This window comes from uncultured Campylobacter sp., assembly GCF_938045225.1.
Lineage (GTDB): Bacteria > Campylobacterota > Campylobacteria > Campylobacterales > Campylobacteraceae > Campylobacter_A.
Map to the genome: position 1 here is coordinate 1 of NZ_CALINL010000188.1, position 12,334 is coordinate 12,334.

Genomic DNA, 12,334 nt, shown 5'->3' on the forward strand with positions numbered 1-12,334 from the left:
AAATGGTCGCTCGATGCTTCCTTGTATTCTAGCGCCGCCTTCCGTGCAGTTATATGTCGCGATTTGCTCGTTTTTAGCCTGCTCTATATCTTTTTCAAACTGATTTTTAAATTTGTCCCATATATAGGTCGTTCTTACTTCGCCTTCTCCGCCGTAAGCTTCTACGTATAGGTATTCATCAGCCTGAGCAAATGCATGCCCGCTAGCGTGGGATTTACCGTCCGGAGCGAAGGCTAAATCTTGGCCTATTAAAATAATATTTTTATGTCCGAGAGCGTAAGCTAACTGATAAGCCTGGTTTGCCGTAGAGTGGCCGATGCCGAGATAGCCGTATTTTGGCATATTAAACGCCATTTCGCTTTGCTGAGGTCTCATCGTGAGAGTTAGGCGGCGCGGTAAAATATTATCTACCGTTTGTTTATGCGTTAGCGACGCTACTATAAAATAAATATCTTCGTCTATTTTTTTGTTTTTGTTTTTAAAAAAGCTGGACGTAGCCTCTACGCGCTCGATTGAGGTTACGTAGTCCGGTTTTATACCGTGCTTTAATAAAATAGGATACGACGCGTCAAGGCTGATAACGGTAAAATACGGCGCGAATTTTTTAAGAGTTTCTAGTTGTTTATCTAGACTCGGGCCTGTAGATACGATGATTGCCGTATCCATGAGTCCGTGTCTTTTTTTGATCAGATCCGTATAGCAATAGTTTGTAACCATCTCCGGAATATGCTCTATGTGGTGTTTTATGCCTATTAGAGTATCGTCTATGCTATTGCCGTGAGCGACGACCATTTGAGATATAGCCTTGGTGAAGTCTTTATTTATCCTTACGATATCTTCATGGAAATTTTCATAAAACGGCGTGTGAATGTGCAGGTTATAAGTTTTTGCGTATGAAGAGAAAAGTTGGCTAGAAACCGCAAAATAAAACTGCGAGTATGTCGCAAATTCCGAGAAAAATAAAACCAGCCTTTCGCTAATCAGCTCCTCGGATAAGTCGATTAAATTTAATGCTATATAAATAATCTCTATTTCGGGCTCTACGACGATAACTTTTTGATGCGTTTCGTTTTTTAGCAAGGCTTTATAAAAAATACCGTTGCCAAGACCGTAAAAGTACATAATAGGATATCTTTTATACTCTTTTTCGGTCGACTCTAGGATGCGTAGAACATCTTTAGCCGGGCTTTCGTAGACGTATTTTAGGGTTTTATTGTCGATGATGTTTATATCTATCGGATCTTTTCCTATAAAAACATCATATTTTTCGGTCTCTTTCATTCCCCAAAGGCGCGCGGCTAAAATTTCGTCCTGCTGGAAAAGCGCTTGTAGATTTTTTTTGAAAATAGGATTTGCGATATTTGTGACGGTTTCATCGATATTTTTATCGCCTTTGCCGCTTGTTTGATTCTCGTGCGCGCCTTTTTTTTGTAAGCTATTTAGTTTTAGATACTCGTCCTCTTTTTTCTTGGCCATTATATATCCTCCTTTGTGATTCTCTCGCTAAATTTTATATCTCTTTTTGCTTCTTTACCTAGTAATTCGGGTAAAAATTTAGGGTGCAGGCCGTATCCCGGGCGTACGCTTTTTACGTTTTTTTCGCTAAAGATTTCGCCCTCTTTGATGTCCGCGCAAGCATAAAGCGAGCGGGAAAAGCGGCGATTTTGCACGGCTTTTTCGTCTAGCTCGTAATTTACTTTGCCAAGCAGCGCTTCGGCGTCTCGCACGGCTTTTACCATTTGGCTAAATTCCCGCTCGTCCAGGCTAAAGGCCTCATCGACGCTGCGAACGCTTTTATCTAGGATAAAGTGCTTTTCTACGACGCGAGCGCCCAGACTCACGGCGACAACGGGCGCTACGATGCCTAGCGTATGATCTGAAAAGCCGACCTCGACGCCGAATTTTCGTTTCATATCGGCGATCGTGAGCAGGTTCATCCCATCAAGCGGAGCAGGGTAGCTAGACGTGCATTTTAAAAGCGCGATCCGCTCGTTTCTCGCATCTTTGCAAATTTGCACGACGTCGGCGATTTCCTGCTCGGTCGCGATGCCGGTGGAGATGATGATCGGTTTGCCCTTGAGCGCGACGTAGCGCACGAAATCATAGTCTGTGACCTCAAAGCTTGCTATCTTGTAAGCGGGCGGGTTAAATTTCTCTAAAAAATCCGTATCGTCATTGCAAAACGGGCTTGAAAAGCAGACTAGCCCTTCGTCCCGTGCCGCCGAAAAAAGCTGCTCGTGCCACTCTCGCGGCGTCAGAGCTTGCTTGTATAGTTCGTATAAATTTGCCCCGTCCCACAGCCCGCCTTTTATCATGAAGTCCTCGCCGCGCGAATCTAGCGTGAGGCTATCGGGCGTGTATGTTTGCAGCTTTATAGCGTCCGCGCCCGCGCGCTTGGCTGCTTTTATCGTATCAAGCGCCGTTTGCAAGCTGCCCGAGTGATTTGCCGAGAGCTCGGCGATGATAAAGACCTTTTTGTCCGTGTCGAAATTTGCTATTTTCATAAATTTTCCTAACTTTTAGCCATTATATCAAGTTTGCGTAAAGATAACGACATATAGCTCATTTGCCAGTCGAGCCCGTAAATTTCAAAACCGAATTTGCGGTATAACGCGATCGCTTTTTCGTTTTCGTTGTAGGCGCACGATTTTAGTTCGCCGACTTTAAGCGTTTTGGCGGCGTATTCTACGATGGTTTGCATTAGGATTTTGCCTTTGCCTTTTAGCTGGGGATTTGCGTAAATGCCAAATTCGCACGAGTCCGCCTCGATATCCACGAAATCAATCACGCCGATGTAGTCGTTATCCTCTTTTACCAGAAAATACCTTTTCGTTTCGTCGTTTTTCAAATTTGCGATAAATTTTCTGTGCTCCTGCTCGCTCACGCTTTTGTTTTTCATGTATTTTGCGACTCGCTCGTCGTTTCGCCAACGCAAAATCATCAAAATTTGCTCGTCCGTTAGATCGGTGAAATTTATAAGTTCAAGCATATTTCGTCCGCCTCGTAGATCTCGCGCCCGTTTGCCGCTAGCCACTGCGCCATCTCGTTTTGATTGTCCGCGACGCGCACGGCTTTAAATTTAGCGCCCAAAACCAGCGCTTCGTTTACGAGCGAGCTAGCCGAAATCACTAAAATTTCGCTCTCGTTCATCAGCCGCGCCACATCGTTTGAGTTTATAAATAGGCTAAAATTCGGCTCGCTATCCGCCAAATTTTGCAAATTTGCCAAATTTGCGTTCGCACTCGTCGTAATGACGGCTACTTTTTTGTTTTTTGTGAGCAAATTTGAGGCGATTTGAGCGGTCAAATTTAGCGCGTCAGTGCCTCCTAGCGCGATGAGGTAGTCAAATTTTTTCTTGCGTTTGATTTTTGCTTCGCCATAAAACTCGCTCCTAACTAGCGGCGAAAATATCAGCTCGCAGCCTTTCGGCACTAGATTTACGTATTTTGGGGGCTGGGCGTAGATATTTACGTTTAGCAAGTAGTCGCAAAAATGCTCTTTGTAGTTGTCGTCAAAGCTTAAAATTTGGACGCTCGTTTGCTCTTTGATTAGCTTTTCGTCCGCCGCGCTAATGCCGTAATGATCGATCACTAAAAGCTCAAATTTATGCTCTTTTATCAAATTTACTAGCTCATTTACATCCGCGCTTTTTAGCGTAAAAACGGGGCAGGGTATCTCGCCTGCTAGGCTACCGGGCATGTCGATACAAGCAAAGCTAACGTCTTTAAAATTTTGCGCCAAGATAAGATCGCGCCTAATGTGCCCGTGCCCGATTTTTGAGCCGCTATCTGCGCGGATGAGGGTTTTTAGATTTGAGATTTTGTCAAAATTCATCGAGCTTTTCCGCCAAATTTAAAATTCTAAGCGCCAAACATACGGCGGCGATGAGGTAAACTGCGCCGGCAGAAGCGAAAAACAGGATCTGAACCTCGTTTAGCCCGCGGTAGTTAGCCGCTAGATAAAAGATGTGCAAGATCCCTGCAACAGCAAAGATCTGCATGAGCGTTCTAGCTACCGATATTTTGGCTTTTATGTAATCTTTTTGCATTTTTCCTCAGCGGTAATTTATCCGGTAAAGCTTCTGCGCAAACTCGAAATCCTCGGGCGTGTCGATGTCGCAGACCAAATTTCGCGGAAGCAAAAACGCCCTTGAGTGCGGCGCAAAGATCGGTTTTTTTTCCAGCCACGCCTCGCGCCTGCCGAAATAAAACGCGCCCGCGTCGTGATAGGCTCGCTCTAAATCCTGCGAGCGAGTTAGCGCAAACTGCGGGTAAAACATACTTGCGGCGCCGTCTTCGCCAAGCCTAATCGCGCGCTGAATCGGGAAGCTAAACTCGGTCGCGGAAAATAAAAACTCACACTCCGCTTCTTTAAATTTGCCGTATGCCTCGCTTAAAATTTCGCCCGTAATAAGCGGCGCCGTCGCGTAAAGGCAGCAAACGTGAGCGTATCCGCCTAGCCTCGTCGCCGCGTCCGCTACGGCGTCGCTACTGGTGGCGTAGTCGTCGCTCAGCGCGGCGCCCCTCATAAACGGAACTTGAGCGCCGAATTTAACTGCGACGTCTGCTATATCGGCGTCGTCGGTGCTAACGATCACGCACTCGAAAATGCCCGAATTTAGCGCCGCCTCGATACTGTAAGCTATCAGCGGCTTGCCCAAAAAATCCTTAACGTTTTTGCGCGGTATGCGCTTGCTGCCGCCGCGAGCCGGGATGACGCAAAGGGCGCGGTTTTGGTTGTCTCTCATCAAATTTACCGCCCTAAACCCTGCAGCCTTGCGGCATATCAAAGCTCTTTAAAACCTCAAAAAGCGCGTCCGCAACGAAATTTGCGTCCTCTAAACTCATGCACTGATGGCACGGGATGCTAAGCTCTGCCGCGTAAAAATCCTCGGCGCTAGGCACCGAGATATCGCCGTAGCGCTCGCGGTAAAAGCTAAATTTATAAGTCGGCTTATAGTGCACCTGTACGCCGATACCGCGCTCGTGAAGGGCGGCAAATATGTCCTCTTTGGCGCACCAAAACTGGCGAAATAGCAAGATAGGATAGAGGTGGCGCGAGCTAACGACGTCGCTAGGTAGCTTAACGGTGCTAAAATATGGGTTTTTCTCAAATTTTTCGTCGTAAAATTTAGCGATTTTCTCGCGCGCCGCGATGGTTTCGTCTAGCCTTTTTAGCTGATTTAGTCCTAGCGCGCAGGCGACGTCGGGCAAGCGGTAGTTGTAGCCAAGCACCGTCTGGTCGCTGTCCCAGAGGCGTTTTTTGGCTATGCCGTGCGAGCGGTAGAGGCGTGCTAGGCGCGCGATCTCGTCATCGTTTGTTGCTAGCGCACCGCCCTCAAACGTCGTTAGCGGCTTAACGGGGTGAAAGCTAAAAATACTAACGTCTGCTTTTGCGCCGACTTTGACGCCGCCTTGAGAGCTGCCCAGCGCGTGCGACGCGTCGTCAAGCACCTTTATGCCGCGCTGCTTGGCTAGTTTTAGGATGGCGTCTAAATTTACGGGATTGCCGCCGAAATCAACCGCCGTTATGACTTTAGTTTTAGGCGTGATTAGGCTTGCTAGCGCGTTTTCGTCGATGTTTCCGTCAAATTTTACGGGCGCAAATTTAACCTCCGCTCCAGCCATTAGCGCCGCGTTTGCCGTTGCTGCAAACGTGATGGGCGTAGTTACGACCTCGTCGCCCTCTCGCACTCCAAGCGCTAGATACGCGACGTGTAGGGCGGACGTCGCCGAGTTCATCGCTACGACGTGCTTTACGCCTACGTACCGGGCGATCGCTTCTTCAAATTCGCCGACCTTGTCGCCGCCCGTTAAGATGTCGTCTTTTAGGGCGCTCACGACGGCAGCTATGTCGGAGTCGGTTATTTGTTGTCTGCTGTAGGGTATCATTTTTATCCTTTTTTCGGCTTGTCTTTATTGCGGCTTGTCTTTTTTGCTTATACTTCGTTAAAATCTCGCTCGCCTGCGGTCATTACCTATATGGTAACTCCCTTGTCTCACTCGATTTTGCCTCGTCTAAACGCAAAAATACTTCGCCTTGCTTTTCTAAAATTTCAGATTTCGGCTCAAATTTTATAAATTTCGGCCAAATTATTTACTCGCCTCGATCATATCCAAAAGTCCGTCTTTACCTAGCCAAATTTTATTTTTATCAGAGCTGTACTCGAAATTTTCTTCCACGAGATGCCCTTTTTCGCCCAGCGCGTTTATGCTAAAGTCGTCGTCTTTGCTCGTAAATTTGATTGACGGACTGATCACGTAGTGGTCGTCAAACTCGTAGGTTAGGTGCGCGTCGTCCTTGCCGACCATGACCTCGTGCATCTTTTCGCCCGGACGGATGCCGATTATTTTTACGCCAAGATGTGGCGCCATGGAGCGAGCAAGCTCTATCATCGTCATCGACGGGATTTTTGGGATAAATATCTCGCCGCCCTTCATGCGCTCGAAGTTTTTAAGTACGAAATTTACGCCTTGCTCAAGCGTGATCCAAAACCGCGTCATATCAGCGTGCGTGATCGGCAGCTCCTTGACGCCTTCTGCGATCAGCTTCTTAAACAGCGGTACGACCGAGCCGCGAGAGCCCACGACGTTGCCGTAGCGAACGACGCTAAATCGCGTTTTTTTGCTACCCGCGATGTTGTTTGCCGCGACGAAAAGTTTATCGCTGGCAAGCTTGGTCGCGCCGTATAAATTTACCGGGTTGCACGCCTTGTCGGTCGAGAGCGCGATGACCTTGCTCACGCCGCACTCTAGTGCCGCATCGATGACGTTTTGTGCGCCGCCTATGTTGGTTTTTATGCACTCCATCGGGTTGTATTCCGCGATTGGCACGTGCTTCATAGCCGCTGCGTGGATGACGTAGTCGATGCCGTTCATCGCGGTCATCAGGCGCTTTTCGTCGCGCACGTCGCCGATGAAAAATCGCATCGCCGGGTCTTTGAAAACCTGCGCCATCTCGTACTGCTTTAGCTCGTCGCGAGAGTAGATGACTAGCCTTTTTGGTTTAAATTTGGAGAGTAAAATTTCGGTGTATTTTTTGCCGAATGACCCGGTGCCGCCGGTAATGAGAATGGATTTTCCGTTAAACATTTATTTTTGCCTTTCGCGGCTCGTTTTTCGCTGTACGTCGTAAATTTAAATTCGCTTGGCCGCGTATTTTACATACGCTCCTTCGCAAATTTTTAAATTTGTCTCGTCTAGCTAAAACGGTTCGCCGTTTATTTAAATTTTATTCAGCCAGAGCAAAAACCGTGCCTTAAATTTGATTCAAAATTTAGTTCGTTAAATTTGTTTAGGTGCGGTATTTTTTTGCTTTTACTTCAAAATCCTAGGCAGAGTTATGCCTTCTTGCGCCTGATACTTGCCCTTTTTATCGGCATACGTCACTTCGCACGGCTCGTCGCCCTCGATAAATAGCACCTGCGCGATGCCTTCGTTCGCGTAGATTTTGGCCGGCAGCGGCGTCGTGTTTGATATCTCGATCGTGATGTGCCCCTTAAATCCCGGCTCAAAAGGCGTGACGTTTACGATGATGCCGCAGCGAGCATATGTGCTTTTGCCCAGGCAGATGGCTAGCACGTTATCTGGCATGTTAAAATACTCGATCGTGCGCGCTAGAGCGAACGAGTTTGGCGGGACGATGCACACGTCGCCTTTAAAATCCACCACGTTTTTCTCGTCGAAATTTTTTGGATCGACCACGGTGCCGCCGATGTTCGTAAAGATTTTAAACTCGTCGCCCACGCGGATATCGTAACCGTAGCTGGACACTCCGTAGCTAACCACGCCGCGTCCGACTTGCTCCTCGGCAAACGGCACTATCATCGCCTTTTCGTGCGACATTTTGCGTATCCAGGCGTCAGATTTTAGCCCCATTTTTTACCTTTATTTTAAATTTAAGCGATTATAACATAATTTAAATTTACGTAAAATTTGAGCGACGTTTTGCGATAAAATCTATCAAATTTTAATACGCTGTCGGCAAATTTTCTTATTTTTTATAATTAATCTTTAAATTAAAGCTCAGTATAATAATGCATTTTAAATTCTCTTATACGAAAGGAAAATAATGCATTCAAACACGTCGCGTAAATTTGCAAATTTACGCAGTAACAAGGGCTCAAATTTGCCTCTTTCGGCGCTCACCTGCTTGCTGTTAGCCGCAAGCGGAGCTTATGCTTACACCGAGGCCGGAGTATTCGGGAACACTTCTAGCTGGGAGAGTGCGGAGTATAAAAAAGACTGGGGACTAGTCTCTATGAGCGCCTCCACGGCTTACGCGCTAGGCTTTAACGGTAGCGGAACAAAGATCGGCGTCATGGACTCTGGCGTACTCTTGAGCCACCCGGAGTTTCAAGACGGTAGGATTCATGCAGTAAAAACGATCGGCAACTATAGCAAAAACGGCATGAGATACCCTGACGCTGCGCTAGGAAATGGCCCGATAGATAAAAATCAGCCAGTAAAAGACGGCAAGCGAAATTTTAATAAAAACGACAACGGCGTGTTTAAAAAAGGCGAAGCTTTTAACGGCGACGGTAGTTGGGTAAGGGGCGTAAACGACGCTCACGGCACCCACGTGGGCGGTACGATGGCGGCTAGTAGAGACGGTAGCGGTATGCACGGCGTGGCGTTTGGCGCACAACTATACTCCGCAAATACCGGCGGCAACGATAATATGACGTATGGACCAAACCAAGACTACAACTATTTTTTAAAAGGCTACACTGCCTTGGCCGACGCGGGCGCGAAAGTGATAAACAACAGCTGGGGTTCTAATAGGCGCGTAAATTCGTCTTTTGCGGGCGCGCTGGGATATAAGCCTACTTACGACTGGCGAGCCGTACCAGAATACGATGTGGAATTTTACGACGTGACGGTGGCTAATCAAACTACCGCAGCAAAAGACCATATAAATTTAAAAGATATGAACGAGGCCAAAAAGGCTTATTATCAGTTCGTAACTAGCGGCGAAAAAAGCTTTTTAGATGCAGCTTACGAAGTAGCGGTAAAAAGAGGGGTTATCCAGGTATTTACGGCTGGAAATAGGAGCCTAATGGCCGAGTCTTTCACTCGCGCGGCATTGCCTTATTTTAGACCGGACGCTGAGGACTACTGGATCAATGTCACGGGTCAAACCGGCGCGGATGGCTATCCTAACGACTCTAGCGCGTATATAAGAGGCTATAAAGCATCCTCGGATATCCAGGAATTTAACCTTGCCGGACACTCGAAGTGGTGGACGATCGCCGCGCCGTCCTCAGGGATTTATTCCGCGTACGTCGAGCTTACCGACAATGCAAACTACGGCAAAGCTATATATAAATCATCTGGCGGTACTTCTATGGCCGCTCCTCACGTTAGCGGAGCCTTGGGAGTCATAATGCAGCGCTATCCGTATATGAGCATGCCTCAGATTAGAGAAACTATGCTAACTACGGCTAGACAAAGGACGCTAAGAGCCGGTCACGGTGCAGGCGGCATGCTAGAGCGTTGGGGTAGCGACGGCGAGGGTGTACCTAGTAACGTCTGGGGTTGGGGCATACTTGACCTTGGTAAAGCGATGTTTGGTCCTGGGCAGTTCTTAGGAAACTTCGACGTTACAATGAATCAAAACGATATCTGGACAAATAACATCTCAGACGTCGCCATCAAATTTAGGAAAACCGAAGACGATGGCGACGCTGCGGCTTGGGCGGCTAGAAAAGCGGCTCTTAATGCCAAGTCAAATTTGAGCGCGGAAGAAAAAGCCGAGATGACCTTTGAAACCGCAAGGCAGCAGGCTAGGGTCGCAAGGGCGGCGGAGGGCTATGAAGGCTCGCTAACTAAAAGAGGAGACGGCGCTTTGACTCTTGTCGGAGATAATAGCTTTACCGGAGCGGTAAATATATACGGCGGTAAAATCTCGGCTCTAAATCAATCAATCTCTTCTTCAAGAAGCATAAACGTCCATAACGGCGGCGAATTTGAGGTTTTGAACGCTCTTACTTACCAAACTCCAAGCGCGGGCGGTTTCGTGAGCACGACCAAGGCAAGCGACGCTACGCAAGTTAACGCCGTTATAAACGCAGGCGGCGCATTTGTAGTTAGCGACGGCGCTCATAATCTAAATTTAACCTTTAAAGAGGGCTCTTTATTAAAGGCTGCATTGCTAACAAACGCCGAGCTTGCGAATTTGGCCGCAAATCCGACTCTAAAGAAAATCATAAACGCAAGCGGAAACTTCGCGGGGGTAAATTTAGCTAAGGTCGAGGATAGCTATGCGTTCTTTAAAACCACTAAAGAAACTGTTAGCGGCTCAAATTTGGCTCTTTCTTTGCAAAAAGGCAAAAGTATGGAGGAGGTAGCCTCTACTAGCGCCGAGAAGTCGTTTGCTAGATTAGTCGAGGCAAATCCTAGCAGCGTTATTTATTCGTCTATGCTCGGAGCCACTCATAGCGTAGCGGCGGCATACTTTGGCGCGTTTTCAAACGATCTAGACTTTAAAGCGCAAAATAACTCCGCCGTAGACTCGTTTATGCTCGCAAATTCGGTTAAAAACAAAAACGGAGCTAAAAGAGCCGATATCGACACGGGAGTCGAACTTTGGTTGCTTAGCAGTGCAAGCAGAGTGACTTCTGACAATAACGCCGGCGGAAGACTAGGCACGAACGCATTTACAAATCTAGTAGGCGTTGATTTTCTAGTAGGCGATAGCTCAAAAGCAGGCGTATTCGTAGGGCTTGGCAAAACAAATCACAAGCTAGGCGATAGCAAAGCGGTAAAAAGCAAAGACGCGCATGCGGGTATCTACGGCGATATAGGACTTGATCCTATCAAAATCAGCCTAGGCGCTATCTACTCGAAATTTGATCAAGAAAAAAGAGTCGTTAGCTCATACGCTCCCTTGGCTTATGAGTATAAAGACGCCGACGCGTCCGCTATCAGCGCATTTGCCCAGATCGCCTATACGGGGCTAAGCTATGAAAACGGTTTTAGTCTGGAGCCTTATGCGGGACTAACCTATATCCGCTCTAAAAACGACGATGTAGCAAATTCTTTGGTACAGATCAGAAACGAGGATAGAGATTTGCAAGTCGCAAGCGTGGGCGTAAAACCTAGTATCGCATTTACCATGGACGGCGTAGGCCTAGTCGCAAAAGCAGATGTAGCCTACAACCGCTTCCTAGGCGATAAAACTCCGAGCGCTCATATGAACGTTACAGGCCTTGGCGCAACTAAACTAGAGGGTGAAAAGCTAAAAGATCTAGCCACTACCGAGCTTGGTATTGAGGCTGCATTTACCAGAAATTTTAGAGTCGGCCTTAGCTATGTTGGAGCATACGGCAGCAACGTAAAATCAAACGGCGTAAACGCCAAATTTAGTTGGGCGTTTTAATCTTTTGGATTAAAAGCTTAAATTTGCCTAGAGCGAGCTAAATTTACTTAGCTCGCGACGGGTTTAAATTTGACTTTGTAAATTTGCCGCATTTTGGAGATAGAAATTCGTCTCGAAAATGCGGCTTAGAAAATTAAGCGGATATATACGACTTGCGCCGCTACTTGTAAGATCTCTTAACGTCTACTTCGATATTTTAGTAATTGCGCCTTAAAAAACTACAAATACAGTTTGGTAAAGCAAGAGAAATCATGATTAGCGTTCCCGTTAATCGGCAAGAAACCGACCGCAGAGCGGCCGGATAGGCAGTGTTAGTGGTCTTTTTTATTTAGCCTTTTATAGCTATCGCAACCCAAGTAAAACCCTAAAGAGCAAGTTTTACTAAAATATTTCTTTGCGGTGGATAAATTTTGTTCTACGACCTTACCATTTTCATATAAGGCTCCTAAACGATAACAAGCCGCAGACTCTCTCTCGTCACAATCTTTTTGAAACAACTGGGCTGCTTTTTGGTAGTCTTGTCCTACTCTTTTGTTATCTGAATACAAAAATCCTAAACCGGTGCAACCGCTAACACCTCCCCCATCACAAACTTTTTGATACAGTTGTGCCGCTTTTTGGTAGTCCTGTCTTACTCCTCGACCATTTGCATACGAAATTCCTAAGTTGTGACAATCCAAAGCATCTCCCCCATCACAAGCTTTTTGATAAAATTGGACTGCTTTTTGATAATCTTGTCTTAGCCCTTTGCCTTCCGTATATAAAATTCCTAAACCGCCGCAACCCAAAGCATTTCCCTCGTCACAAGCCTTTTGCCATAAATCTAATGTTTTTTGGTAGTCGCCCTTATTATAAGCTTCTGCTCCTAGCTTCGTAAGATTTTCGGAAAATCCAACGGAAAATAAAACGGCAAGTAAAACAAAAACTCTTTTCATCTCTACTCATTTATATATAA

The 12,334-nt window shown here is 46.7% G+C and carries 11 protein-coding genes; 1 reads left to right on the plus strand and 10 read right to left on the minus strand.

What is annotated here, in order from left to right; translation table 11 throughout:
- From Q0200_RS07065 to dcd, 9 genes are all read right to left on the minus strand, one after another.
- The coding region (locus Q0200_RS07065) for a 6-hydroxymethylpterin diphosphokinase MptE-like protein (RefSeq protein ID WP_297939555.1) at positions 1-1,476 on the minus strand (1,476 nt) is incomplete at its 3' end.
- Positions 1,476-2,504: a pseudaminic acid synthase gene (gene pseI / locus Q0200_RS07070; protein ID WP_297939558.1), complete on the minus strand. Its 1,029-nt coding sequence runs from the start codon at positions 2,502-2,504 to the stop codon at positions 1,476-1,478. The genes Q0200_RS07065 and pseI, both read right to left, overlap by 1 nt.
- Positions 2,505-2,512: 8 nt before the next feature.
- Positions 2,513-2,989 (minus strand): UDP-4-amino-4,6-dideoxy-N-acetyl-beta-L-altrosamine N-acetyltransferase, encoded by a 477-nt coding sequence (pseH, locus tag Q0200_RS07075; RefSeq protein WP_297939560.1) that lies wholly within the window; start codon positions 2,987-2,989, stop codon positions 2,513-2,515.
- Positions 2,974-3,834, minus strand: a complete 861-nt coding sequence (gene pseG / locus Q0200_RS07080; protein ID WP_297939563.1) for a UDP-2,4-diacetamido-2,4,6-trideoxy-beta-L-altropyranose hydrolase — start codon at positions 3,832-3,834, stop codon at positions 2,974-2,976. The genes pseH and pseG overlap by 16 nt, the downstream gene beginning before the upstream one ends.
- Entirely contained in the window at positions 3,824-4,048 is a 225-nt protein-coding gene (locus tag Q0200_RS07085; protein ID WP_297939566.1) for a hypothetical protein, read from the minus strand. Before Q0200_RS07085 ends, pseG begins: the two co-directional genes overlap by 11 nt.
- 6 nt (positions 4,049-4,054) lie before the next feature.
- Positions 4,055-4,747, minus strand: a complete 693-nt coding sequence (gene pseF, locus Q0200_RS07090) for a pseudaminic acid cytidylyltransferase (RefSeq protein ID WP_297939585.1) — start codon at positions 4,745-4,747, stop codon at positions 4,055-4,057.
- A gap of 13 nt (positions 4,748-4,760) precedes the next feature.
- On the minus strand, positions 4,761-5,891 hold the full coding sequence (pseC, locus tag Q0200_RS07095; protein ID WP_297939568.1) for a UDP-4-amino-4,6-dideoxy-N-acetyl-beta-L-altrosamine transaminase: 1,131 nt from the start codon (positions 5,889-5,891) through the stop codon (positions 4,761-4,763).
- Positions 5,892-6,092: 201 nt separating this feature from the next.
- Positions 6,093-7,091, minus strand: coding sequence for a UDP-N-acetylglucosamine 4,6-dehydratase (inverting) (gene pseB, locus Q0200_RS07100; RefSeq protein WP_297939571.1), 999 nt, complete (start codon positions 7,089-7,091; stop codon positions 6,093-6,095).
- A gap of 225 nt (positions 7,092-7,316) precedes the next feature.
- Complete coding sequence (dcd, locus tag Q0200_RS07105) at positions 7,317-7,877, minus strand: dCTP deaminase (RefSeq protein ID WP_002948812.1); 561 nt, start codon at positions 7,875-7,877, stop codon at positions 7,317-7,319.
- Positions 7,878-8,070: 193 nt separating this feature from the next.
- On the opposite strand from dcd, the gene Q0200_RS07110 reads away from it, so the two are divergent.
- Complete coding sequence (locus Q0200_RS07110) at positions 8,071-11,379, plus strand: S8 family serine peptidase (RefSeq protein WP_297939578.1); 3,309 nt, start codon at positions 8,071-8,073, stop codon at positions 11,377-11,379.
- 311 nt (positions 11,380-11,690) lie between these two features.
- Here Q0200_RS07110 and Q0200_RS07115 read toward each other — a convergent pair whose 3' ends face one another.
- Positions 11,691-12,314 carry a tetratricopeptide repeat protein gene (locus Q0200_RS07115; RefSeq protein ID WP_297939581.1) on the minus strand — a complete coding sequence of 208 codons (624 nt, stop codon included), beginning with the start codon at positions 12,312-12,314 and terminating at the stop codon, positions 11,691-11,693.
- Positions 12,315-12,334 lie beyond the last annotated feature (20 nt).